This is a genomic window from Ruegeria sp. CDSC045, assembly GCF_059610725.1.
Genome location: NZ_JBXWOE010000001.1, coordinates 939,276 through 964,839 on the forward strand (window position 1 = coordinate 939,276; position 25,564 = coordinate 964,839).

Annotated in this window: 23 protein-coding genes; 9 read left to right on the forward strand and 14 right to left on the reverse strand. The window is 56.5% G+C overall.

The genetic code is table 11. The features are described 5' to 3' along the window. Positions 1–6: 6 nt before the first annotated feature. Positions 7–882 carry an alpha/beta fold hydrolase gene (locus AC2FH6_RS04710; RefSeq protein WP_496701401.1) on the forward strand — a complete coding sequence of 292 codons (876 nt, stop codon included), beginning with the start codon at positions 7–9 and terminating at the stop codon, positions 880–882. Between the two features lie 3 nt (positions 883–885). Here AC2FH6_RS04710 and AC2FH6_RS04715 read toward each other — a convergent pair whose 3' ends face one another. Beyond that, positions 886–1,494 (reverse strand): carboxymuconolactone decarboxylase family protein, encoded by a 609-nt coding sequence (locus tag AC2FH6_RS04715; RefSeq protein WP_496701403.1) that lies wholly within the window; start codon positions 1,492–1,494, stop codon positions 886–888. Positions 1,495–1,636: 142 nt separating this feature from the next. Between AC2FH6_RS04715 and AC2FH6_RS04720 the strand changes: the two genes are divergently transcribed. From AC2FH6_RS04720 to AC2FH6_RS04730, 3 genes are all read left to right on the forward strand, one after another. Then, positions 1,637–2,479: an isocitrate lyase/PEP mutase family protein gene (locus AC2FH6_RS04720; RefSeq protein WP_496701405.1), complete on the forward strand. Its 843-nt coding sequence runs from the start codon at positions 1,637–1,639 to the stop codon at positions 2,477–2,479. A 117-nt stretch (positions 2,480–2,596) separates the two neighbouring features. Continuing rightward, on the forward strand, positions 2,597–4,555 hold the full coding sequence (gene parE / locus AC2FH6_RS04725; protein ID WP_496701407.1) for a DNA topoisomerase IV subunit B: 1,959 nt from the start codon (positions 2,597–2,599) through the stop codon (positions 4,553–4,555). A gap of 107 nt (positions 4,556–4,662) precedes the next feature. Continuing rightward, positions 4,663–5,460 carry a DUF2927 domain-containing protein gene (locus tag AC2FH6_RS04730; protein ID WP_496701409.1) on the forward strand — a complete coding sequence of 266 codons (798 nt, stop codon included), beginning with the start codon at positions 4,663–4,665 and terminating at the stop codon, positions 5,458–5,460. A gap of 107 nt (positions 5,461–5,567) precedes the next feature. On the opposite strand, the gene AC2FH6_RS04735 is transcribed toward AC2FH6_RS04730, so the two are convergent. The 9 genes from AC2FH6_RS04735 to AC2FH6_RS04775 form a co-directional block, all read right to left on the reverse strand. Continuing rightward, positions 5,568–6,338: an alpha/beta hydrolase gene (locus AC2FH6_RS04735; protein WP_496701411.1), complete on the reverse strand. Its 771-nt coding sequence runs from the start codon at positions 6,336–6,338 to the stop codon at positions 5,568–5,570. Between the two features lie 59 nt (positions 6,339–6,397). Continuing rightward, the gene (locus AC2FH6_RS04740) at positions 6,398–7,543 is read right to left on the reverse strand and encodes an iron-containing alcohol dehydrogenase (RefSeq protein ID WP_271947920.1); all 1,146 of its coding nucleotides are present in this window, start codon (positions 7,541–7,543) and stop codon (positions 6,398–6,400) included. Next, entirely contained in the window at positions 7,540–8,922 is a 1,383-nt protein-coding gene (locus tag AC2FH6_RS04745) for an aldehyde dehydrogenase family protein (protein WP_496701521.1), read from the reverse strand. The genes AC2FH6_RS04740 and AC2FH6_RS04745 overlap by 4 nt, the downstream gene beginning before the upstream one ends. Before the next feature lie 130 nt (positions 8,923–9,052). Then, positions 9,053–10,414 (reverse strand): glutamine synthetase family protein, encoded by a 1,362-nt coding sequence (locus AC2FH6_RS04750; protein WP_496701414.1) that lies wholly within the window; start codon positions 10,412–10,414, stop codon positions 9,053–9,055. Between the two features lie 57 nt (positions 10,415–10,471). Further along, positions 10,472–12,157 carry a Na/Pi cotransporter family protein gene (locus tag AC2FH6_RS04755; RefSeq protein WP_142632940.1) on the reverse strand — a complete coding sequence of 562 codons (1,686 nt, stop codon included), beginning with the start codon at positions 12,155–12,157 and terminating at the stop codon, positions 10,472–10,474. 146 nt (positions 12,158–12,303) lie between these two features. Next, positions 12,304–13,338 (reverse strand): TRAP transporter substrate-binding protein, encoded by a 1,035-nt coding sequence (locus tag AC2FH6_RS04760; RefSeq protein ID WP_142632938.1) that lies wholly within the window; start codon positions 13,336–13,338, stop codon positions 12,304–12,306. A gap of 52 nt (positions 13,339–13,390) precedes the next feature. Further along, positions 13,391–14,710, reverse strand: a complete 1,320-nt coding sequence (locus tag AC2FH6_RS04765) for a TRAP transporter large permease (RefSeq protein WP_496701416.1) — start codon at positions 14,708–14,710, stop codon at positions 13,391–13,393. Continuing rightward, on the reverse strand, positions 14,707–15,291 hold the full coding sequence (locus AC2FH6_RS04770) for a TRAP transporter small permease subunit (RefSeq protein ID WP_496701418.1): 585 nt from the start codon (positions 15,289–15,291) through the stop codon (positions 14,707–14,709). The genes AC2FH6_RS04765 and AC2FH6_RS04770 overlap by 4 nt, the downstream gene beginning before the upstream one ends. Beyond that, positions 15,288–16,043 (reverse strand): N-formylglutamate amidohydrolase, encoded by a 756-nt coding sequence (locus AC2FH6_RS04775; RefSeq protein ID WP_496700599.1) that lies wholly within the window; start codon positions 16,041–16,043, stop codon positions 15,288–15,290. Before AC2FH6_RS04775 ends, AC2FH6_RS04770 begins: the two co-directional genes overlap by 4 nt. Positions 16,044–16,205: 162 nt before the next feature. On the opposite strand from AC2FH6_RS04775, the gene AC2FH6_RS04780 reads away from it, so the two are divergent. Further along, positions 16,206–17,069, forward strand: coding sequence for a MurR/RpiR family transcriptional regulator (locus tag AC2FH6_RS04780; protein WP_496701420.1), 864 nt, complete (start codon positions 16,206–16,208; stop codon positions 17,067–17,069). 838 nt (positions 17,070–17,907) lie between these two features. Here the strand turns inward: AC2FH6_RS04780 and AC2FH6_RS04785 are convergent. Next, positions 17,908–18,582 (reverse strand): TIGR04283 family arsenosugar biosynthesis glycosyltransferase, encoded by a 675-nt coding sequence (locus AC2FH6_RS04785; RefSeq protein WP_496701422.1) that lies wholly within the window; start codon positions 18,580–18,582, stop codon positions 17,908–17,910. Between the two features lie 73 nt (positions 18,583–18,655). Here AC2FH6_RS04785 and ygfZ point away from each other — a divergent pair, with 73 nt between their 5' ends. Together ygfZ and AC2FH6_RS04795 are read left to right on the forward strand one after the other, a co-directional pair. Then, on the forward strand, positions 18,656–19,393 hold the full coding sequence (gene ygfZ, locus AC2FH6_RS04790; protein WP_496701424.1) for a CAF17-like 4Fe-4S cluster assembly/insertion protein YgfZ: 738 nt from the start codon (positions 18,656–18,658) through the stop codon (positions 19,391–19,393). 106 nt (positions 19,394–19,499) lie between these two features. Next, entirely contained in the window at positions 19,500–20,438 is a 939-nt protein-coding gene (locus AC2FH6_RS04795) for an ABC transporter transmembrane domain-containing protein (protein ID WP_142632924.1), read from the forward strand. Positions 20,439–20,500: 62 nt separating this feature from the next. Here the strand turns inward: AC2FH6_RS04795 and efp are convergent, their stop codons facing one another. Next, positions 20,501–21,064, reverse strand: a complete 564-nt coding sequence (efp, locus tag AC2FH6_RS04800; RefSeq protein ID WP_142632922.1) for an elongation factor P — start codon at positions 21,062–21,064, stop codon at positions 20,501–20,503. Positions 21,065–21,282: 218 nt separating this feature from the next. On the opposite strand from efp, the gene AC2FH6_RS04805 reads away from it, so the two are divergent. Next, positions 21,283–21,603, forward strand: a complete 321-nt coding sequence (locus AC2FH6_RS04805) for a DUF6280 family protein (RefSeq protein WP_108785849.1) — start codon at positions 21,283–21,285, stop codon at positions 21,601–21,603. 204 nt (positions 21,604–21,807) lie between these two features. After that, positions 21,808–23,265: a cobyric acid synthase gene (locus AC2FH6_RS04810; RefSeq protein ID WP_496701426.1), complete on the forward strand. Its 1,458-nt coding sequence runs from the start codon at positions 21,808–21,810 to the stop codon at positions 23,263–23,265. Positions 23,266–23,268: 3 nt separating this feature from the next. Here AC2FH6_RS04810 and AC2FH6_RS04815 read toward each other — a convergent pair whose 3' ends face one another. Continuing rightward, entirely contained in the window at positions 23,269–23,985 is a 717-nt protein-coding gene (locus AC2FH6_RS04815) for a hypothetical protein (RefSeq protein ID WP_496701428.1), read from the reverse strand. Between the two features lie 75 nt (positions 23,986–24,060). Continuing rightward, positions 24,061–25,479: a TolC family outer membrane protein gene (locus AC2FH6_RS04820; protein WP_496701429.1), complete on the reverse strand. Its 1,419-nt coding sequence runs from the start codon at positions 25,477–25,479 to the stop codon at positions 24,061–24,063. Positions 25,480–25,564 lie beyond the last annotated feature (85 nt).

Below are 25,564 nucleotides of genomic sequence, written 5' to 3' on the forward strand. Positions count from 1 at the left end.
AGAAACATGGAAACCCGATTTCAGATCCTGAATGGCCAGAGGTTTCATATTCGCCGTTGGGGGTCATCCGACCGGCCACCCTTGCTGATGCTGCACGGCTTTCCGGAATATGGTGGGGCATGGGCCGATCTGGCGCCACATCTGGCATCTCATTTCCATTGCATTGCCCCTGATCAACGCGGTTACAGCCAAAGCTGGGCACCAGAAGGTGTCGGCCAATATGCCACGTCCGAGCTGGTCTCGGATATGATCGCACTTGTCGAAGGTCTGGATACGCCAATCAGTGTTCTGGGCCATGACTGGGGCGCCGCGGTCGCCTATGGCCTGGCCATGTTCCGCCCAGATCTCGTCGGTCGCCTTATCATCGCAAACGGCGTTCACCCGGTGCCCTTCCAACGGGCTATGGCATCGGGCGGCGCACAATCCGCGGCCTCTCAATATATTAACGCGCTACGGGCCCCTGATGCCGCAACACTCTTTGCCGCGAACAATTTTACCCGCTTGGAAAGTTTCTTTCGCCACGGGATGGGCTTGGACTGGCTGTCCGATGACCGGATGGAGGACTATCGCACTGAATGGGCCCGTCCCGGTCGTCTGAATGCCATGCTGAACTGGTATCGGGCCTCTCCGCTGGTTGTGGCGAAACCGGGCGAGCCCTGCACAGACCTGCCCCGGCTTCCGGTCGAGCGGCTGATGGTTCGTTGCCCACATCTTTTGCTATGGGGCTCCGATGACAAAGCGCTGCTGCCCGAGACGACAGACGGTCTGGAAGATTTCGCGCCCGACCTCACACGAGTCGATATTCCGGGCACAGATCACTGGTTACACCACCAGAAGCCCGAAGCATTGGCACAGGCAATCATCGAGTGGACAGACGGCTGAGGCCTATTTATGCCCCCAATCGGCAGGATCAGCCGAGTTATTGGGGGACAGCCCCAGAATGTCACCATCGGTGGAACATCCCAGCCCCAGAACGGTGCGGTTAGCATAGGCGAAATAGGCGCAGACCTGATTGATCTCGAGGATTTCTCCATCATCCCACCCCGCCTTGCGTAGGGCGGCGATGTCACCTTCCACCAATTCTGCAGGGGCCTGCGTCAGCTTGCGCGCATACAGCATGGCCGCAACCTGAGCAGCCTCCAATGGTGCGCTTTCGGGTGTCCCAACTTCGATCGCGGCACGGATTGCATTACCGCGCACTTCGTCGCCTAACAGCCTTTGCAACCCGTTGAAATGATGCTCGACACAGTACCCGCAGTGGTTCAGAGAACTGACCCAGACACCCAGAGTTTCGAGAAACCACTTGGGAATCTGATTGGCCGAATGGTGCAGCACATTCTTGTACAGCGCCATATGTCCTTCCATCGAATGCGGCCGCAGGGAATGCGCCATCATGATGTTGTCGACATTGTTGTCGGGGCCGGTCACTCGCTCATACAGCTTGCGCAGCTTGCCCGTAGCTTGTTCGAAAGGAATGGTTTTGATCCAGCTCATTTGGTCTCACCTTCTATCTCAGCTTGTTTTGCAGAGAATGTAAGAGCGTTTTGTGCCAGACACCATGTAACCGCACCACAAAAATGTTCTACATAAGTTTCCATCGCGCTAAGATGATCGCCACAGGACTTGAGGGACTGTCATGCCCGAACAACGTGCTAAATATCAGCGCCTGAAAAAGCTTCACGAGGGAACTGAAGCTTTCATCATGCCCAACCCGTGGGATGCAGGTTCTGCGCGGCTGCTCGCCAGTCTTGGATTTGACGCCCTCGCGACAACCAGCGCCGGATATGCTTTTTCAAAAGGCAAGCGCGATTCCTTTGCCGCCCTTGGCAGGGCTGAGATCCTCGAGAATGCCGCAGAAATTGTTGATGCGGTAGACCTGCCGGTTACAGCCGATCTTGAAGACGGCTTTGGCAGCACGCCCGAAAGCTGCGCGGAAACGATCCAAAAAGCATGCAGCATCGGCCTTGTCGGAGGATCCATCGAAGACGCGACCGGAGAACACGACGCACCAATATACGAAATCTCGCACGCCACTGACCGAATTCGGGCAGCCGCTGAAACCGCAGCGGGCTTACCCTTTCTACTGACGGCCAGAGCCGAGAACTTCATTTCGGGACGTGCAGACCTGTCCGACACGATCAGACGCCTGCAGGCCTTTTCAGAAGCTGGCGCAGATGTCCTTTATGCACCTGGTCTTCCGGACCTGGAGGCCATCAAAACCGTGTGCAAGGAAGTCGACAAGCCGGTGAATGTGCTGATGGGTCTGAGTGGGAAGACCTATTCTGTAGCCGAACTGTCACAGGCAGGTGTCCGCCGCATCAGCGTCGGTGGGTCATTCGCCCGGACAGCGCTGGCCGCACTGAAGAGTGCTGCGGAAGAGGTTAAAACAATGGGAACCTTCACCTATTCAGAAAACGCCATTCCTGACAGCGAAATCAGCCAACTCATGGCACAGGGCAAATTGAAAAATCGCAATTAGTCAGGTGCAGCGTTCCAGTTTCCTGCGCCCAATCCACCCACAACACCTCGCGTCCCTCTTCCCCCGGACCACATCACCTGCCATAATGGGGGAAACTCAAAAACAAGAGCAGCCCATATGCCCGACGATCTGTTGACGCCCGAAGCGACCAATACCTATGACGCCTCATCCATTGAGGTGCTCGAAGGTCTTGAACCTGTTCGCAAACGCCCCGGCATGTATATCGGCGGCACGGATGAGCGTGCGCTGCACCATATGGTCGCTGAAATCCTCGACAACTCGATGGACGAAGCGGTGGCAGGCCATGCCAACCGGATCGAGGTCGAACTGCACGCAGATTACGCCCTGACCGTGCGCGACAATGGGCGCGGCATTCCGATCGATCCGCACCCGAAATTCCCCGACAAATCCGCGCTTGAGGTCATCCTGTGCACATTGCACGCGGGCGGCAAGTTTTCGGGTAAAGCGTATCAGACCTCGGGCGGTCTGCATGGGGTTGGCGCATCTGTGGTCAATGCTTTGTCGGATTCCATGGTTGTTCAGGTTGCCCGCGACAAACAGCTGTTCGAACAACGCTTCTCGCGCGGAGTACCTCAGGGACCGGTTGAGAAGGTTGGTGCTGCCCCCAATCGGCGCGGCACCACTGTGACCTTCCATGCCGATCCCGACATCTTTGGCCACCACAAATTCAAACCCGCGCGGCTGTTCAAATCCATCCGCTCCAAGGCCTATCTGTTCTCGGGCGTCGAAATCCGCTGGAAAACCGCTATCGACGACGGCGAAACCCCGACCGAGGCGACGTTCCACTTCCCCGGCGGGTTGTCGGATTACCTCAAAGAGACGATGAACGGCTCGTCCACCTATGCCGATCAGCCCTTTGCCGGCACCGTGGACTTTCGGGAAAAATTCAATGCCGCTGGCAAGGTCGAATGGGCGATCAACTGGACGCCCTCGCGCGATGGGTTCATCCAATCCTACTGTAACACCGTCCCCACCCCCGAAGGCGGCACCCATGTGGCCGGGTTCTGGGCCGCTGTCCTCAAGGGCATCAAAGCTTACGGCGAGCTGATCAACAACAAAAAGGCCGCGCAGATCACCCGCGACGACCTGGTCACCGGCGGCTGCGCCCTGGTGTCCTGCTTCATCAGCGAGCCTGAATTCGTTGGCCAAACCAAAGACCGCCTCGCCACGGTCGAAGCACAGCGGCTGGTCGAAAACTCGGTCCGTGACCATTTCGACAACTGGCTGGCCGCGGATAACAAATCCGCCGGAGCGATCCTCGACTTCCTCATTCTAAGGTCCGAGGAGCGCCTGCGCCGACGGGCTGAAAAGGAAACACAGCGCAAGTCCGCCACTAAGAAACTTCGTCTCCCCGGCAAGCTGGTGGACTGTTCCAGTTCAACCCGCGACGGCACCGAATTATTCATCGTCGAGGGCGACTCGGCGGGCGGCTCGGCCAAGATGGGCCGTAACCGCAAAACACAGGCGCTGCTGCCCCTGCGCGGCAAAATCCTGAACGTGTTGGGCGCGGCCAGTTCCAAGCTGGGCACCAATGCCGAGATCAACGATCTGACCCAGGCGCTGGGTGTCGGGCTTGGCACCCGTTTCAACGTCGACGACCTGCGCTATGATAAGATCATCATCATGACCGACGCGGATGTCGACGGCGCGCATATCGCGGCGCTGCTAATGACGTTCTTCTTTACCCAGATGCGGCCCATGATCGACGCGGGCCACCTCTACCTCGCCTGCCCGCCGCTGTATCGCCTGACGCAAGGCGCCAAACGCGTCTATTGTCTGGACGAGGCCGAGCGCGACGTATGGATGGAAAAAGGTCTGGGCGGCAAAGGCAAGATCGACGTCTCACGCTTTAAGGGTCTGGGTGAGATGGATGCCAAGGACCTGAAAGAAACCACGATGGACCCGGCCTCGCGTAAACTGATCCGCGTCACCATAGACGAGGACGAACCCGGCGAGACCGGCGACCTTGTCGAACGCCTGATGGGCAAAAAACCCGAACTGCGGTTCCAATACATTCAGGAAAACGCGCGGTTTGTGGAGGAGCTGGATGTTTGAGTTTGTGCTTTGAGAAGTGAACGTCGAAGATTTGCAGCTTCAATCTAAATGACGCGAAAACTCAATAGTTCTATCCTTCATAGATTCACAATCTAGTTGTTACAAAATTGAATAAATTCAAACTCAATATCGCATCAGGTACAATATTTCTCGCCTTCGCAACTGCTGCAAGCTCAGAGCTGTCAAAACCTGCGTGTGATTACATTGAAGTCTATGAGAGCATTAAGGGCGAGGGTTCATTCCCAGACTTGGTCGCCCACATGGCACACGATGTTGAGTACTGCCATTTTGCCGATGGCTGCGACAAAGGGTTGAAGAAAAGAACAAGCCCCATACAAATCACTATAGATGACGGTGGTTCTGAGAAAACGAGAAAACTGTTCAACGCTAACGCCGCATACACAATCAACTTGGTTAACCACTTGTCCGGGCTAGAGTTCTATCTTGATGAGCATCCAGAAACTGTAACTGGCGTTATCCACGTTATCTTGGTTGGCGACTCTGATGAGTCAAATCAAACCTCTCTAGTGCCGGAGTTTTTTGGAAAATTCTTAAAATCCAAAAAGCTAACCTGCCTTGCCACGAACTTTGACTGGCCAGATGCAGAAATTGAGTATTCCGAAGTTTGGATCAAAACATCGACTTCGCCAATGAGGCTTGCGAATTGTGTGAAAGAAGAAATTTTCAACGCAAGTGGCGTGCCGGGCGATCCGATAGGCTTGGATTCACTATTTTCAGAAGATTCGCTTTCAGGTGAAACCTTTGGTCCGCCTATTTTTCAAAATTTCGATGCCCGGCCTCTAATCGCAATGCAACTGGTTTATCATAATGAAATGGTGAATGGGCAGAGCCGAGCAAGAACAAAAGAAGTTTCCCAAAACGTAATCAACGCTTCCTGTCAATAAAACACGCAAGCGTAGGATGAGTTTTTAACCATCAAATTTTCCACATCTAGGTGGGCGAAACACCCATCCTGCATTACCACAATTCCCGATTCCCGCACGATTGGGCTTCAGCCCGGCACCCCGTCCAACCACTCCGCAATCTGCCCCGCAGGCTCCTCCCACCCCGGTTCCATGAACAAAAAATGCGCGTGGTTCTCGACGGGTAAAAACGTCGCGCGGTCTCCGTAAAGCTTCGCCAACGCACGGCAGGTGTTTGGGTTCACGGCACGATCCTCGGTGCCGGATACGATCAGAACCGGGCAGTCGACCTTGTCGATATCGACCTTCATCGCGTGGTAGTCGTCGAACATCCAAAAGAACATCTCGAACATCACCCGGCCGCTTTCCGGGCCAAGCTGGTCGAACACCTCATGCTGCTGCGCCTCGGGCATTTTGTTGAGTGCAAAGGGCGCCATCAGATCGAAATCGACCCGCATGGGCTGTTTCCAGAACGCCCCGCCCTCCATCAACGCACGCGGAACGGCGCGTTCGTCGTCGGTTTCGGGCAGTGTGCCCCATGGCGCGTTCGGGTTGATCAGAACAATCGCGCTGGCCAACCCACGCGCCGCCACCTGCTGCGCCACAACGCCTGCGATGGCGTGACCCAGCAGCACCGGTTTGCTGTCCAGCCCCTGCACGAACTCTGCAATGTCGTTGGCATAATCGGTGACGCTGACGTCGGTCAGCCCCGGATCGGGTTCGGCCTTGGGGTCGCCGCCATGGTACCGCAGCGCAGGTGTGTGCACGGTCCAGCCCCGGTCGCGGAAGAACCCCGCGTAATCGGCCATACACCACGGTCCGGCAAAGGCTCCGTGGATCAGAACAATCTCTTTGGTCATGGAAACGCCCCCTCACCTGCCATCACTATGAGAGATGAGGGAGCGGATCGGCAAGAGGCTTACAGCGCCGCTTTGAACAGCGCTGTCAGGTTGTCCTCGGTCAGTTCAATCGGATTGCCGCCGCAAGAGGGGTCGATGATCGCCCCCTTGACCAGTTCGGGGATTGCCGCATCGGTCACTTTCATATCCGAGAGTTTGCGGGGGATACCCAGCGAGTCATTAAACTCCTGCACAAAGGCGCGGAACCCGTCAAAGCCTCCATCGATGCCCAGATAGGCCGCGGCCTGCTGGAACCGGTCGGCGATGGCGGGGGCGTTGAACTCTAGCACCGCGGGCATGCAGACTGCGTTGGTCGTCCCGTGATGGGTGTTGAACACCGCGCCAATCGGGTGGCTCATCGCGTGGATCGCGCCGAGGCCCTTTTGAAAGGCCGTGGCCCCCATCGCTGCCGCGCTCATCATTTGCGCCCGCGCTTCGATATCGGTGCCATCGGCATAGGCGCGCGGCAGGTAGTCCTTGACCAGCCGCATCCCCTCGAGCGCGATGCCGTGTGACATAGGGTGGTAATGCGGGCTGGAGAACGCCTCGACACAATGGGCAAATGCGTCCAGACCGGTACCCGCGGTGATGAATTTCGGCATCCCCACGGTCAGTTCCGGGTCACAGATCACCACGGTTGGCAGTACCTTAGGGTGAAAGATAATCTTTTTCGCGTGGGTTTCTGAATTGGTGATGACGCTGGCGCGCCCCACCTCTGACCCCGTCCCGGCGGTGGTCGGAACCGCAATGATCGGAGCAATGGCATCGGCATCGGCGCGGGTCCACCAATCGCCAATATCTTCGAAATCCCAGACCGGGCGCGTCTGACCGGCCATGAAGGCCACCATCTTACCCAGATCCAGCCCCGAGCCACCGCCAAATGCGATTACCCCGTCATGGTCGCCTGCCCGATACGCCGCAACGCCGGCCTCAAGGTTCTTCTCATTGGGGTTCGGATCCACTTCGCTAAACAGGCCACGCCCCAGACCCGCAGCCTCAAGAATATCCAGCGTCGCCGAGGTGATCGGCAGATCAGCCAGCCCCTTGTCCGTGACCAGCAGAGGGCGTTTCATTCCGGCCGCAGCGCAGGCTTCGGGCAGTTCCTTGATGCGGCCAGCGCCGAATTTGATCGCGGTCGGATAGGACCAGTTTCCAGACAGGCTCATGATGTCACCTTCTTCAGATGGTAGGATTTGGGGCGGGTAAGGTTGTGATAGCCGATGACAGAAAGACCACCGCCACGCCCGGTATTCTTGCAACCGGTCCAACACAGCCCCGGATCCAGATAATCGGCGCGGTTCATGAAGACGGTGCCAGTTTCAATCTGGTCACCGACCTGCGCGGCCCGGTCCACGTCGCGGGTCCAGAGGCTGGCGGTCAGGCCAAATTCGCTGTCATTCATCAGCGCGATGGCTTCGTCATCCGACGACACTTTCATGATACCAACTACGGGGCCGAAACTCTCATCCCGCATCACCCGCATGTCGTGTGTGACATTGGTCAGGATTTGCGGGGTCAGATATGCCCCCCCATCATCCTCGGGGAAAGTGTCGATATGGGTAACTGCGCCATCCGCAACTGCCTCGGCAATCTGCGCGCGGACCTCATCGGCAAAGCGTATATTGGCCATCGGTCCAATCGTCGTCTCTGCATCCAGCGGATTGCCCAGCTTATAGCCCTGAACAATCTCAACCGCTTTGGCAACGAACGCATCATACATGCTTTCGTGCACATAAATCCGCTCAATCCCGCAGCAGCACTGGCCCGCGTTGAACATCGCACCGTCGATCAGCGTATCAACAGCTGCGTCCAGATCGGCGTCGTCCATGACATAGCCTGGATCCTTGCCGCCCAACTCGGTACCGACCCCGGTGAATGTGCCCGCCGCCGCACGTTCCATCGCCTGACCACCACCGACCGAGCCAGTGAAGTTCACGAAATCAAACGCATTTCCAGCGATCAAATCGTTAGTCACATCATGACTCAGGAACACATTCTGGAACACATCCTCAGGAACACCTGCCGAATGGAAAGCCTGCGTCATCCGCTCACCCACCAACAAGGTCTGGGTCGCGTGTTTCAGCACCACGGTATTGCCCGCAATCAACGCCGGGGCCACCGTATTGATCGCAGTCATGTACGGGTAGTTCCAGGGCGCCACGACAAAGACAACCCCATGCGGAATGCGTTTGATATAGCGCCTGAAGATCTCATCCTCACCCACCGCAATATCGGCCAGTGCACCCTGCGCGATCTCGGCCATATGGCCGGCGCGCTCGTTGAACCCGCCGAACTCTCCGCCGTAGCGCACTGGGCGCCCCATCATATGGGCCAATTCGAGCACGATTTCGTCATTCATCGCACCAACAGCGGCGACACCCGCCATCACAAGATCAATTCGCTCTTGTATTGGGCGTGCTGCCCAGGCTGTTTGCGCTTCCCTGGCCCGCGCAGCCACCTCAAACGCTGCTTCGCGCGATAAGGTTTCGCGCTCAGCATAAACCGATCCATCGATCGGCGAGATGCATTTCAACATCTGCCCCATCTCCATTCCATCCTCTAAAAAGCAGAATCTCCTGCTTTATCTGGCCAACACAAACCTCGGGGGCCGTCATTGATGCGCCATTGGTTCAAGCACCAATAGCGGCAGGCAGGGCCTCCAACTTCGTCCACCCTCAGGCCCGTTCGAACCCGCGGGCAATTTCCCAATCGGTAACCACGCTTTCGAATTCCTCGATTTCCACCTCGGCGGCGCGCGCATAGTGATCAACAACTTCGTCCCCCATAGCGGCCCGCAACATGGTTGAGCCAAGCAGGGCATCCCGCGCAGCGGGCAGGTTGCCGGGGATCATGCCGGACTCGCTCTGATACGCATCGCCTTTGGTTGGTGGTTCAAGCTCCAACCCCTCCTCGATGCCTGCGATACCCGCCGCCAACATACCAGCAATCGCCAGATACGGGTTCATATCCGAGCCCGGAATACGGCATTCCACGCGAACCGATTTGGTTCCATCACCACACAGTCGGAAACCGGCGGTGCGGTTGTCGACCGACCAGATGATCCGCGTCGGCGCAAAACTTCCTTTTTGGAAACGCTTGTAGCTGTTGATGTAGGGGGCCATGAAACACGTATAATCGGCAGCGTATTTCAACAACCCGGCCATATAGCTTTTCATTACTGCCGACATGCCGAGCGGATCTTTTTCGTCGAAAAAGATTGGCCTTCCCTCAGACCACAGCGACTGATGCACATGGGATGAACTGCCAACCTTGTCATGATGCCATTTCGGCAGGAACGTGGCCGCATGCCCGTGCTGCCAGGCGATTTCCTTCACCGCATTCTTGGCGATCGAGTGATACTCGGCTGTTTCCATGGCGGCGGCGTATTTGATGTTCAACTCTTCCTGACCGGTCTCGGCCTCGCCCTTCGTATTCTCGACCGGGATGCCCGCGTTCCACAAATGATTGCGGATGGGACGCATCACATGCTCTTCCTTGGTGGTCTGCAGGATATGATAATCCTCATTATAGCCCGAGATCGGCGCCAGATCGCGAAACCCTTCCTTGCGGATCTGGTCAAAGCTCTTCTCAAACAAAAAGAACTCCAACTCAGTGGCGCACATCGCGTCGTAACCCATGGCTTTCAGGCGTTTGACCTGTTTCTTCAGGATCGACCGGGGCGCGTGCGGGACCTCTTCATGCGTGTGGTGATCCAGAACATCGCACATCACCATCACCGTGCCCTCAAGCCACGGCACCGGGCGCAAAGTGCTGAGATCAGGTTTCATGACGTAATCGCCATAGCCCCGCTCCCAGCTGGTCGAGGCATATCCGTCAGGCGTGCCCATTTCCAGATCTGTCGCCAACAGATAATTGCAGCAATGGGTCTCTTGCCAAGCGCCTGCCACAAAGTGACCGGCGTGAAACCGTTTGCCCATCAGCCGCCCCTGCATGTCCACCATGCAAACAAGAACGGTGTCTACTTCACCTGCTTCAACCTTGGCTTTGAGGTCCGCCAACACAGCATCATGGCCCATCATGTTCATCCTTCATCACAATCGGGCCCACCGCGCCCCTGTTCCCATCGACGGCCGTTAGTCTTCGGCCGCTTCTTTCTCCATTTCCATAACCAGCCGCGTTTCCAGAACCTGTCCGCTTTTGTAGAGGATCGGATAGGCGATGGCCGCGATATGGCCGTGCAGATCGCGCATAGCGCGAAGTGCCTCCAGATGCAGATCGCTGGACTGGAAACTTTCCGTTTGACCACGCTCCAGCCGCTTTAGATGCGCCTTGCGGCTGTCGCGGGACATCCTTTTGATCTCGGCCTTGTCCAGAACAAGGCGGCGGGCACAGTCGACGTCGTCCACCAACAAAACGTGTCGCGCCAGCGAAAAACTTTCCTGAATGGTGGCGTGTAAATCCTTGAGTTCTTTCCACCCCTGGGCGGAAAACTCGGCCCTTTCCATGTGTTTAATCTTTGCTGAACGCGTCATTCTGTTCGACACGACATCTCCAGCGGCCTCGAGCCGAATAGCGTATTCGACCAGACCACGGGCGGCTTTGATCTGAGACTTGCTCATATTCTGGCGCGGCAACCGCGCGACAAAGCGTCGGATTTCCGTCAACTGGGCGTTTACCATTTCATCCTGCTGCGACAGGGCGGCAATGGTATCAATGTCGTCACGCTCATAGATATCCAGCACCGGGCGGAACATGCGTTCGACCTGCGTGACCATCTGCAACAATTCGTGTCGCACCGAGGACATCGCAACATCAGGGCCTGTGGCACTGGGGTCGCCTAGCGGATTAAGAGCACCCGAGAACTGATCTGCCACACCAGATTCAGGGTCGGTCTCGGGCATGAGCAAAGCCATCGGCGCTTCCATCCGGGTGACGAACCCGGTTGCCAGCAGAAACACCACGAGGTTGAAACCGATATGGGCAAAGATCAACGATTGCCCCGGTCCGCTGATCATCAATGCGGCATGGGTCCCGGTGACGTTGACAGCAAACAGCATCACAAGCGCCGCACTGCCGCGCAGCAACAGGTTAGCTATCGGTATCCGGCGGGCCGAAACGATCTGGTCGCGCGTCAACCAGATCGGAATAAAGGCCGAGCCCAAATTTGCCCCCAATACCAACGACAAACCCGCCGCGAATGGGATTGCCCCGATCTGTACCAGCGTCACGCACATCAGGATTGTCGCAACCGAGCTGTGCATGACAAAGGCAAGCACAGCCCCAACGATGAAGGCACTGAAATAGTCGCTTTCAAGATAGCCCGCGATAGCCGGCAAAAAGGCACTTTCACGGATCGGATCAACTGCATCGCGCAAAAATTGCAGTGATACCAAAATGAAGGCCACACCCAGAACAATCCGCCCCATCAGGCGAACATTTGCCCGATCGGATTTGAGGTAGAGCCACCCGCCCAGCGCCAGCAACACCGGCTGCAACCATCCCAAATCATAAGACAGTATCTGAATGACCAGAGCCGATCCCAGATCGGCCCCCAAAACCCCCGCCAGGGCGATGCCAAAACTGACCATTCCGGCCGCCGCAAACCCTGTCAGCAAAACCGCCACGGCGGCTGAACTTTGCAGGATCGTGGCCAGAACCATACCCGCGCCACCGGCGACAAAACTGTTTGAATGTCGGGTCAAAAGCGATTGAAATAGCGCGCCAAATCGCCGCTCAATCCCCGTACGAACCAAGCGAACGGCGAAAAGCAGCAACATGGTTGCGGCAAAAATCTCGATCAGAAAACCAGCGATGGCCATGTGTTCATACCCCGTCCGACCGGTGAGCAGCACTGTGCATCCGGTTTCGCATCTCTGTTATTGGGATTGATATGAACATAAGAGGTGTCGCCAGGTGATGTCCAAACCCGACGCGAGAGGAGTCACCCGCGTCGGGAAGTTGCTTATTATCCGTAACGATAAGGCCGTCCGGCCTTGAGCATGTCGGCGTTGTATTGCTTGAATATCTCAACAACCCTCGCCTTGATCTCAGATTCTGCCGCAATCTCATCCCAGAATGCGATTGCCGCGCCTTCGACCTGTGCCCATTCCTCATCTGGGATCGTGGTCAGCTGCATCTTGTCGCCATTGACCCGCAAGCTGGCCTCGCCGCCCCAGTACCACCACTGGCGGTAGTAATGCGACTGATCACAGCAAACACGGAACAGGGTTTGCAGATCTTCCGGCAACTCGTTCCAGCGATCCATGTTGGCAAAGAAAGACCCGGCCCAGGCGCCTGAGATGTTGTTGGTCAGGAAGTAGTTGGTCACATCCGCCCAGCCGACAGTGTAATCCTCGGTGATGCCCGACCATGCGATGCCGTCCAACTCGCCGGTCTGTACGGCGACCTCGATATCTTCCCATGGCAGTGTAACTGGTACCACACCGAACTGGCTGAGGAAGCGACCCGCTGTAGGGAAAGTGAAGACACGCTTGCCTTGCAGGTCCGCCAGGCTGTTGATTGGATCCTTGGTGGCGAAATGGCACGGGTCCCATGCGCCAGCCGAGATGTGCTTGACCCCGACTTTCGAGTATTCTTCGTCCCAGATTTCGTTCAGACCGTACTGATTGAACAGAACCGGTACATCCAGGGAATAGCGCGAGGCAAACGGGAAATAGCCGCCGAATACTGTGACATCGGTGGGCGACGCCATCGAGTCATCATCGGACTGTACCGCATCAATGGTACCTTTCTGCATGGCACGGAACAGTTCGCCTGTCGGAACAAGCTGGTCAGCATAGAACAGCTCGATTTGCATCCGGTCACCGGCAATCTTGTTGAACATCTCGATTGCCGGGTCGATCACATGCGCAGCCAGCGCAGGACCGGCATAGGTCTGCATGCGCCACGTGATCGTGCTTTGAGCCAGCGCCGGTGCGGCCAGAGGTGCGGCTGCGACCCCTACCCCGGCGGTTTTCAGAAACTTACGTCTTGTCGTCATGTCAATTTCCTCTCTGTTGAAGTGCTTCGTGCCTCTTCGAAAGGCATTCTTGTTAATTTCCATAGACATAGCCGGGCAGCCAAAGAGCCAGTTCCGGGAAGATCATGATAATCGTAAGCGCCAGAACCATCACGGCGACGAACGGAAAGATCGAGCCATAGATATCCCTCAGCGTGATTTCTGGTGGGGCCATCGCGCGCATCAGAAATAGGTTATAGCCGAAAGGCGGTGTCATATAGGCGATCTGTGTGGTGATCGTGTACAGAACCCCGTACCAAATCAAGTCAAAGCCCAGCGCACCAACCAGCGGTACATAAAGCGGTGCCACAATCACCAGCATCGCGGTGTCGTCCAGAAACGTGCCCATGACAATAAAGCTGAGCTGCATCAGGATCAGGATCATCCAGGGTGACAGGCCCAACTGGTCGGTAAACAAGTTGTCGATTGCCTTCACCGCACCAAGCCCGTCGAAAACCGCGCCAAAACCAAGTGCTGCAAGGATGATCCACATGAACATGCACGATATCGCCAGCGTATGCTTGGTACAGGTTTCAAAAATCGCCCAGGTCATTCGACGTTTGGCCACCGAAACCACCAATGCCGCCAGCGCTCCGATGGCCGAACTTTCAACCAGTGACGTCCACCCGTTCACAAAGGGCACCATCATCGCAGCGAAGATAATCAGCGGCAACGCACCCGCGCCCAGCAACCGGAATTTCTCGGCCCGCGGAACCTCGTGCGCGTCTTTCATCGCTGGACCAAGCTCGGGCTGAATGCGGCAGCGGATCCAGATGTAAAGGATGAACATACCAGCCATCATCAGCCCGGGCACGATCCCCGCCAGCCATAACTGTCCCACAGGTTGACGGGCGATCATCGCATACAGCACCAGAACCACCGAAGGTGGTACAAGAATACCCAGACTGGACCCGGCCTGAATGACACCGGTCACCATGGTTTTGTCGTACCCGCGTCTCAACAGTTCAGGCAAAGCAATCGTGGCTCCAATAGCCATCCCGGCCACACTGAGGCCATTCATGGCAGAAACCAAGACCATCAAACCAATCGTCCCGATGGCAAGCCCGCCATTCACCGGCCCCATCCAGACATGGAACATGCGATACAGGTCATCCGCCAGCCTGCTTTCGCTGAGCACATAGCCCATGAAAATGAACATTGGCAGGGTCAGCAGCGGATACCACTTCATCAGCTTCATCGCGGCTGAAAATGTGATGTCCTGCCCTCCGGTTCCCCACAATGAAAGCGCCGCGATCGTCGCAACCGCACCGATCGCACCAAAAACGCGCTGACCTGTGAACAGCATCAGCATCATCAACGCGAACATGAAGATGGCGATATATTCCTGGCTCATGCCCGCTGTACCCCGATTTCCTGCCCGTTGATCCGCGCAATGTCTTTGAAAAATTCCGAGACTGCCTGCAGCAACATCAGGAAGAAGCCGAAAACCATGATGGATTTGACCGGCCAGATATACGGCCGCCACGCGGTCGAGGAACGTTCAAGCCGACCGATCTCTTCACTGCCGGTCAGCAGTCCGGTGAAGTAGGAAACGGGTTCGTCGCCCCAATAACCAAGGCTGTACGCCGTCGATCCAAGCCCACCGTAGAACAGCACACCCAGATAGAGGATCAGCAAAAGCACGGTGAACGCATCGAACCACGCTTTTCGTTGGGGGCTCCAGTTGTGGTAAAACAGGTCCATGCGCACATTCGAACCCAGCTGGATCGAATATGGCCCACCCATGATGTAATAGGTCACCATCGCAAACTGTGCCATTTCAAGTGTCCAGAGCGACGGTAAGAAGAAGGTCTTTGATATCGAAGACCACAGCAGGATGCCCATCATGACAAACAGGCACCACATCATGACCCGCCCGATCCGATAGTTGATCGCATCCACGATACGGACATATGCGCTCATTGCTTTGATCACGCTGACGCCCCTTCCTGAAAATCCGACAGAACACGCGCTATCCAGGGCACCAGGCAATCGGCCATCTCTGCCTGCTGCTTAGGCGTGCGGATCAAGTCATTGCGGATCTCGATCATCACGTTCAGCAAGCGGTGAGGCAGCGCCTGGGTATCCAGTGTATGAGCTACTCCATCCGCCGCAGAATAAGGCTCATTCAGCCTGATGATAAAGGGGCTGCCGATAGCTCCGTCAGCCATCATCGCTGTGGCAAACTGGTTGTCCACACCGTGCAGAATACCCAGTTCGACCTGCCGTTTCTGCCCCAGATAGATCGGCGTGAAACTGTGGATTGTCACCATCAACCTAAGTGAAGCGCTGTGCTGATCGATCAAATCCGACAGAGCGGCGCAAAACGGCTGATACACGTTTTCGATTCTGACCATTCGCTGCTCGGGCGACATGTTGATGTTCGCCGGGATTTCGTAATCCTCGCTGCGGATCGGCATTGCACCCGCCGCCTCGGGCGGGCGATTGCAGTCATAGACCAGCCGAGACACCCCGCCATGGACCAAAGGTGCTGACATGCGTTTGGCCATAGCCTGCGCCACGGCCAGTGCGCCTGGATCCCAGGCAATATGACTTTCGCGTGCTTCAGCGCTTAATCCCATATCACCCAGAAAAGCCGGGATACGATTAGACGCATGTTCGCACACCAGTACGACCACAGGCGCATTGCCCGCCAAATCCGTATGAACAACTTTGCCGAAGTCCAATCTACCGTCCTGCGATTCCAAAATGAGACATTGTGGAAAAATTTCCACAGACCGCATCATCCTGTCAATATTTTTTCTGTATAAATTTTTCCAAGCTTGATCTTGCTGAAAAATTATTCACATTATGGTCTGGTCGCATAATAGGAGGACACGCCAGTGCGGGTGACAGACAGGCTTCTGGCCCATCGGGACAAGATGACCCCGTCTGAACGGCAACTGGTCAGCGTTCTGCTGGATGATTACCCGATGGCCGGGCTGGGCAGTATCACCGAATTGGCCAGTACCGCCTCAGTCTCGACCACTACGGTTGCACGGATGCTGCAAAAGACCGGTTTTGACGGATATCCTCAATTTCAGGCCGCGCTGCGTGGTGAGGTCAAAGAAATGATCTCGGGGCCAGTAGCCAAACGTGATGTCTGGCAGAATGACCTGCCCGAAGAACATATCCTCAACCGCTATTCCCAGCGTTCTCTGGCCAACCAGAAGCGCACAATCGACGAGATCGACCCCAACGAATTCGATAGCTTCTGCAGCCTGCTGAGCGATCAGAATCGGCGTATTTTCATCACCGGTGGCCGCATTACCGGAACACTGGCGCAATACCTGTATCTGCACCTGCAAATGATCCGACCGGATGTCCGCCTGTTGCCGGTCGCCGCATCCTGGACCCATGATCTGTTGGACGTGCGTCAAGGGGATGTGCTGATCGCGCTGGATGTCCGGCGCTATGAGAATGCGAGCCTGCTGATTGGTCAGCTCTGCCACGAGCGCGGGGCCGAAATCGTGCTGTTGACCGATCAGTGGCGCTCGCCAATCCACCGGCTGGCCAAACACACATTCGCGGCGCGCATCTCGGTGCCTTCTGCCTGGGATTCGATGGCTGCGATACTGACCCTGATGGAATGCGCCATAGCCGAAGTTCAGGAACGGCTTTGGGATTCGGTCAAAGATCGCACGGTCGAACTGGAACAGGCCTTTGATCGCACCAAGCTGTTTCGGAAATTCGGCCAAAGTTCGGGCTCATAGCTTCGGATTGTTCCAAAACTACAACTGCCCGTGAGGAGTGTTGCCACTTGACCGGCGGTTGGTCACTTTGTTTCCATGACATTTATTACCGAAAACCAGCTGCCGCTGCTGATTCTGTTTTTTCTGATCGGCACAGTTGGCACAGCGTTCCTGTTTCGCAAACCAGCCGGGCATCGCGCATGGAAACTGGCTGATCTGGTCTGGGTGGTTCTGGGCGGGGTCGGCGCATTGGTTGCGGTGATGGCCGGGCTTTATACAGCGGACAGTTCCCGTCTGGACCGGCAGATTGACGTTGCCTATGCCGCAACACTTGCCTTTGACCGCGACGCCGCGCGGTTTCGATTGCGGTTCTGCGACCCGGCCTATGACAAGGATATCGGAGCGCTGTGCGAAAAAGTTGAGTTCCTTTCAGCCTCCACCGCAAGCAACGCTGACCTGCCCTTGTTTATTGCCGTAACAAACGAAGTCGCCCCTCTGAGGGGGTTACAATTCCTGTTTGGACGGCAGGCCCAGGAAGAGCGTGATGACATGCGCGCGATGACATCGAAGGTGCACTCATTCGACGTCGACCAGTTTCTGGTGTTCACAACGCTGGATGACCCGACACAGGAAGCTATCGACAATCTGCGCAGGAAAGTTCCCGCAATCGCAGGCGACTATTTGATCTTGGCCCAAAGTTACGATGACCTTGTCACTCAGGTCGGCAAGCTTAAGGATGAATGGGAGTATTTGCGGGAAAACGGGCATATTCTGGTGCTTCAGATCATTGCGCTGTGCCTTGTCAGTTTCGCCGCCCCGTTCCGGCTGGGCAAATCCATTGTCGAACTCAGAACGACGCTTACTGCCGGTACGCCCGCGCCAACCGCTCGGGATCAGCGCCCAGAAGATAGCGGATCAGAGTCCACAGATTCCGACCACCACGACGCAACCACCCTGCCCGTTCATACCGGTCCGCGCTCGTAAAAGCGCGGGCGGACAACAGCGTGATGCGGCGCAACTTTTTGGCAAGCGCCACGTCTTCCATCAAGGGCTGGTCCGGGAAGCCGCCTGCATCTTGATATTCAGAACGCCGGACTAGCAAGCCCTGATCACCATAGGGCAACCCAAAGATCCGGCTACGAAGATTGGCCCATCCGGCAACCCAGGATGGCGCAAACCCCGCGGCCACGAAGGCCAGTCTGAACGCCGCAGGTCGCCCCGAGGGCAAATGATCCCGCACAACATTGCTCCACCCGTCCTGCAAAACCGTATCCGCATGAAGTACCAACAGCCATTCGGCTTTGGCGGCTGCACAGCCACGGCGCAGCTGCCCCCCGCGCGAGGCTTCTCCGGTCACGATCCTGGCCCCGGCATTCTCGGCGATTTCATGGGTTTTGTCAGTAGAGCCTGCGTCCGACACAATCAATTCGTGGATCAACCCTGCGCGCAGCCCCTCCATCAGCGCTCCAAGTGTAGCAGGCAAGGTTTCGGCCGCGTTCAGGGTTGGAATTACAATACTGATCGGTGCCGGCACGTCGGATATCCTCTGGTCTTATGAGCGACTTCTCATATATCACGAGCACCATGGGAAAGACGAGGACTCTGCCATGCCCAATCGCCGCATTCTGCGCCTAACCGGTGCCGACGTTGACAGCTTCTTGCAGGGGCTGGTGACCAATGACATTGCCGGGCTTGATCGGGGTCTGGTCTATACGGCGCTGCTGACCCCACAAGGCAAGTATCTGGCCGATTTCTTTCTAAAACGCGAGGGTGACGATATCTTGCTGGACGTCGCCGAGGTTATTGCCGACGGGTTGATCAAACGTCTGAGCATGTACAAGCTGCGCGCCGACCTAACGATCGAAGCCAGCGGCCTGAATCTGCAACGCGGCACTGGCCTGGCACCCGATGGGGCCCTGCCCGATCCGCGCCATTCAGATATGGGCTGGCGCGCATATACCGAAGATGCGGAAGGCGAGGACGGAACCGAGTGGAACGCGATCCGCGTGCTCCATTGCATTCCCGAAACCGGAATCGAACTGACCGAAGACAGTTATATTCTGGAATCAGGGTTCGAGTTACTGAACGGCGTTGATTTCAAAAAAGGGTGTTATGTCGGTCAGGAAGTGACCGCGCGCATGAAACACAAGACCGAGCTGCGTAAAGGGCTGCGCACGGTACTTGTCGCAGGCACCACGCCTGTCGGAACCGAAATAGCTGCTGACGGGAAATCCGTGGGACGCCTGTTTACCCAAGCGGATGGCCAGGGGATCGCATATCTCAGGCTCGACAGGGCCAAGGGCGATATGCAGGCGGGCGACGCGACCGTGCGCCTGAAGGAATGAAATTTCTCGAATACAGCCTAGCCATGGTCCCGCCAGCCCCGGAACCATTTGATCCGCCCGGCACAGGCTGCCAAACTAGGTTTGGTTCAGCGATCCGGGTGAGTTGATGTTTCGTCTGTATAAAGCAATTTGGCGTGCCAGTTCCGCCCGGCAGATCATCCTTATCATCCTGTCTATTGCGGTTGCCGCTCTGGCAGCGGTCCCGCTGGAGTTTCAGCGCGATATCATCAACCACCTGACCTCGGACGATGTATCCGTGGACCGGATGATCCTGCTTGGTGCGGGCATGATGGTGGTTATCTTGCTGAGCCTGGGGCTGAAATGGCTGCTCGGTTATCGGGCGGGAACACTGGGCGAGGATATGATCCGCCTGATCCGGCAAAGGCTGCTGGTCCGGTCCGCCGATCTGGATGAAACCGGCGAGACCATGCGCAAGGGGACCATGACTACCGCCATTTCTGCCGAAGCAGAAGAGCTGGGTAAATTCGCAGGCGGTGCCTTTTCCGACCCGGTGGTCCAAATCGGCACTCTGATCAGCGTGATTGGCTATATCTCGTCTACACAGCCGGGGCTGGGTTTGATCGCTTTTTCGATGGTCGCGCCGCAGATCATCATCGTTCTGGTTTCGCAACGCAAAGTGAACGTCTTTGTCGCCGAACGCGTTCGTATCCTGCGCCGTGCCACCGACAGTTTGACAGCAGAAAAGATTGACGCGGCCGCGCACGAGATCGAAGCGGAATTCGACAAAATCTACGAAACTCGCCGAAAGATGTTCATCTGGAAGCTCTCGGCCAAATTTCTTCTAAGCGTGATCAACGGCGCCGGGACGGTTGGGGTTCTGATGCTGGGTGGCTGGCTTGTCCTTCAGGGCAGAACCGATGTCGGCACAGTTGTTGCCGCCACCAGTGGGCTCAGCCGTATTCAAGGCCCCACGGCCTTTCTGATCGCCTATTATCGCCAGGTCAGCGCAAATCGGATCAAATTCGAACTGATGCTCGAACTATTTGGCCCGAACCCCGAGAAATACCGGCGCGTCAAAGAGTGAAAACAAAAGAACCGCGCAGCGCAGGCTGTCGCGGTTCTCGGTGTCTTGAAGCAGAAGTGCAGTTAGGCGCGTTCCGAATAGTCCATGGTTTCAGTATTCACCACGATCATTTCATCTTGGCCCACAAACGGTGGCACCATGACTTTTACACCATTGTCCAGGACGGCCGGTTTGAACGAGTTCGCAGCAGTCTGACCTTTGACCACAGGCTCGGTCTCGACGATCTTGCACGTCACTTTCTGTGGCAGTTTGGCGTTCAGTGCCTCACTTTCGTAAAATTCTACGACGATAGTCATGCCGTCCTGCAGAAACGGGCGGCGATCACCCAACAGATCAGCGGACAGTTCGATCTGCTCATAGGTCTCGGAATCCATGAACACCAACATGCCGTCGGATTCGTATAGAAACTGCTGGTCTTTCTGTTCCAGGCGAACTCGCTCGACCTTGTCAGCTGAGCGGAAACGTTCGTTCAGTTTGGAACCATTGCGCAGATTGCGCAGTTCGACCTGTGCAAAAGCCCCGCCTTTACCGGGCTTTACATGATCAACTTTGACAGCGGCCCATAGCCCATCGTTATGCTCAAGCACATTGCCGGGGCGAATTTCGTTCCCATTTATCTTGGGCATTACATAAATCCTTCACAAACGGTTGATGCGTCAGTCGCGCACCCTATATCTGGCGTGGCCGCACCTGACAAGACAACGACACCTTGTGCTGCAGCCGCAGCAAGCTATGCGCGTGACGCAACGCAACTATGCACATTAGGTGTATCCGAATCGCACTTAATAGGTCATAAGAACCGTCACGCCGAAAATGCAAGAGCAAGAACAACAAGGAAGACGAGATGAGAGATTTCGTTGACGGCACCGCCTTTAACAATGAGCAAGGCAACCGTGCTCGTAAACTTTTCGCAGCTGTCGTTTTGGCTGCGCTGGATGATGCTATTGCCGACGACAAAAAGTATGGCAATGGCCCAGAACAGATCGCCCGCTGGGCACGCTCGCGCGATGGGCGCGAAGTGCTGTCTTGCGCGGGTATCGACCCAAATGAACGGGTTGTCAGCGGATTGATGGATTTCGTTGGTCGCGGTGTGCGTACTTCGGTCGCTCTTTCGCGCGAAGAAAGCGAGCGCCGCAACGCCGCCCAACAGGCCGAAGCCGCCTGATCACAGACACGAGTCTGTTTGAAAAAACGCGCCTCCTATTGATGGAGGCGTGTTTTTTTGTTGCATAGACCCCGAATATGAATTCCGGTGCGAAACTGCGCCCTCACCCGATGACTGAAAAATGATGACAATGCCACGTCATCCGGGGCTTTCCCTTCACCGTTAAATCAGGTCATCTGCGCGTTAGCTTACAGGAGACTCGGCATGGTTCGCGCCATCATGATTCAGGGCACAGGCAGCAATGTTGGAAAATCGGTTCTGGTGGCCGGATTGGCACGCGCCTATACGCGCCGAGGCCTGCGGGTTGCGCCGTTCAAACCGCAGAACATGTCGAATAACGCCGCAGTAACCGAAAATGGTGGCGAGATTGGGCGCGCGCAAGCCCTACAAGCGTTGGCGGCACGACGCGCCACACATACGGATATGAACCCGATCCTTTTGAAGCCTGAAACAGATACAGGCGCGCAGATCATCATTCAGGGCAAACGCGCCGGAACGATGCAGGCTGGCGATTACCGCAAGGATAAATCCAAGCTGATGACAGCCGCGCGCCAGAGTTTTGACCGGCTCTGCACCGACGCTGATCTGGTGTTGGTTGAAGGGGCCGGAAGCCCGGCCGAGACCAACCTGCGTCAGAGTGATATTGCCAATATGGGCTTCGCCTGCGCCGCGGGTGTTCCGGTCGTACTTGTCGGCGATATTCACCGAGGTGGGGTAATTGCTCAGATCGTCGGGACTCAGGCCGTGCTGGATGCTGGCGATCTGGCAATGATCCGAGGCTTTGCCATCAATCGCTTTAAGGGCGATGTATCCCTATTCGACGAAGGTCGCGATGACATCGCCGCTCGAACAGGCTGGGCCTGTATCGGTGTTGTGCCCTGGTTCGACGATGCATGGAAACTGCCAGCCGAAGATATGATGGACATCCGGTCCCACAGTGGCGGTTCCTGCAAGGTTGCAGTACCTCAGTTGGAACGGATGGCCAATTTTGATGATCTTGATCCGCTATCGGCAGAACCCGGCATCACGGTCGAGATCGTGCCCGCTGGCCGCGCGCTGCCCGGCGATGCGGATTTGGTCCTGCTTCCCGGAAGCAAATCAACCATTGGCGATTTGGCTTACTTTCGTGCGCAGGGCTGGGATATCGACCTTTATGCCCATGTGCGACGTGGCGGTCACGTGTTGGGATTATGCGGTGGCTACCAAATGCTAGGTAACACCATTGCTGATCCCGATGGCGTGGACGGGCGGCCAGGTACAGTCGATGGATTGGGGCTGTTGGATGTGGATACCGTTATGGTCGGCGAGAAAAAGGTGACCCTGCGGACTGCACGCGCCCTGCCGGGGCACCAACCGCTAACCGGATATGAGATCCATATGGGCCGCACCGAAGGCAACGATTGCACCCGCGCTTGGCTGGAGGTCGAGGGCCGCCCGGAGGGCGCAGCTGATCGGACTGGCCGGATACGCGGAAGCTACCTACACGGTATATTCTCATCCGATCAATTTCGGGCCGACTACCTACAGCTTTTGGGAGTCTCTTCCACCCTGCACTATGAGGACGGTGTCGAAGATACGCTTGATCGTCTGGCCGACCATCTGGAACGACATATGGATCTGGACCGCTTGCTGGAACTGGCTGAAACGCCGATTAGAGGCTGACTTTTACTCGGCTTTTTGCTCGGCCAACGCACGGTAGATTTCGCGGCGAACCATTTTTCGAACGTTCCGCGTAATGCGTTCACCCAGTACGCCCTGCAGTTCTTCACGAACAACCTGCGCAATCAAAGAGCGCAAGCCATCTTCATCAAGCCGGGACATGGCAGCATCTGCTTCTGAACCTGTTGTATCCGCGGCAGCCGATACCTCTGGGTCCCGTACAAACACTGCCTTTTCAACAGTCTCAGTCTCTGCATCTGGGGCTTCGTCTTGGGGTTGCCATTCCAACGGTTGATTTGGCGTTCCTGAATAGGCATCTACGCTGTCACCGTCGGGCTCCCACTGATCTTCGGTCCTGGCGATCGCGGCTTCCAGCGCCTCAATTTTGGCACTTAGACTTTTGGCTATGCCCTCTTCCGCAACTGGATCAGGTGAATGCTCTGTAGCCGACTCCGCTTCATCACCCGCAACAACATCGCAGGCGCGCAAAAGCATCGGTTTCACCGATTTTTCAGCGCTGTACTCAGCATCCAGCTTGAAAGGCTGCGTCTCGACACCTGTTTGCTCGCCAACCCTGAGCGCATCAGTCAGAACAAGCCGCCCTGGCTTTCGCTCTGACTTGGAACGCACCAGATCGGGAACTTTTCGACCTTCTTCGCTGACCAGCCGCTTGACCGATGACAGTACGTCTTCGATCCCGGAGTTCACGACATTGTCTGTCATTGTTTTCTACCGCTCTAACCTCAGGTCCGAGTGTAGCCAAACAATGCAGACCTCACAACAGGCAGTATTGGGTGTTTAGTCCCGACGCAGTGCTTTCAGGACCCGATCCAGATCTTTGCTCTGCTTGCTGACCTGCGCGGGGGCTTTCTTCACCAGATTATAGTAAAGGGTCGGATCGTAAATCTGAACCGCCAGACCCAAACGCTCGGCCGTGAGCAAACCTTGGGCCTGCAGCAACTGATAAGCCGCCAGAGATCGCTCGGTTCTGGAAGCAATTTCGGCAAGCTGCGCGTCCAGCAAATCCTGCTGAGCAGCCAGCACGTCCAGAGTGGTCCGCGCACCCAAAGTTGCCTCTTCGCGGATACCATCAAACGCAACTTCCGAGGCGCGTACACGTTCCGAAGAGGCCCTCAGGCTTGCGCTTGCAGTTTGAAACCGAACATAGGCATCAGACACGCCCTGCGTAATGTTCTTTTGCACATTCAGCAGATTGGCACGTGACCCATCCCGCGAGGCCATTGCGCGGCGCACGCTTGCCGCGAGTCGACCACCCGCATAGATCGGCTGGCTGAAGTTCAGCGAGATACTCGCATCATTCACATAATCGTCGTCATCATAGCTCTCGGTGACGCCCGCATCAGCGTTCAGGCTGACATTCGGACCCAGGCCCGCGCGCTGCTGCTGCACGACCAGATCAAGGGCGCGCACCTGATGCTGGGCGGACAGAATGGATGGGTGATTGCGTTGGGCCAGGCTGACGGCCTCGCTCTGGGACCGGGGCAAGTTTGGCAGGCTGGGCTGACCAGCAGTACGGCCCGGCAGTTTGCCAACTGCGTTCACATATTCCGCCTGAGCAGTGCTCAGATCGCCGCGCGCATTCGCCAGATCGGCTTGCGAGCTTGCAAGCTGAGCCTGAGACAATGCGACGTCTGTGCGGGTAACTTCCCCAACTTCGAAACGATCCTGCGAGGCGCGAAGCTCTTCTGCGGACAGTTCAACGTTGTTTTGACGAATCGATACGGTCTCTTCCTGCAGCAGAACACTCAGGTAAGCGGTCGCCGCGCGGAATAGGACCTGCTGTTCGATATCGATCAGCGCCTGCCGGGTCGACAGCACCGTTTCCTGCGCTGATTGCTTGCCCAGAATCGAGGCTCCGCCATCGTATAAAAGTTGGCTTAGCGTCAGGCCCGAGAAGAAGTTCGAAGGATCAACACTGTTCGTAACACCACTGTTTCTGCTGCGCGTATAGTCTTGGCTAACCGCGACGGTCCAGTTGATAATAGGGCGCAAAGCCGACAGCGCGATCGCCACATCCTCGTCTGCAGCCCGAAGCAGCGCCCGGTTCTGTTCCAGCAAACCACTAGTATTATATGCTCCGATGAACGCGTCGGTCAGGTTGTCGGCCCAAACCGCCCGTCCAGGCAACGTGCCCAAAGCAATACCTGCAGTCACTGCCAGAGTCCTGACCAGCTTTCCTCCTGCTGCAAAACGCATGGCGAAATCCTCTCAAATCAAAATAACGCAGCCCTGAGGGCAGTTTGCGTCTTTGTGTTGAACTAATCAAGGCAGCAGATAAATC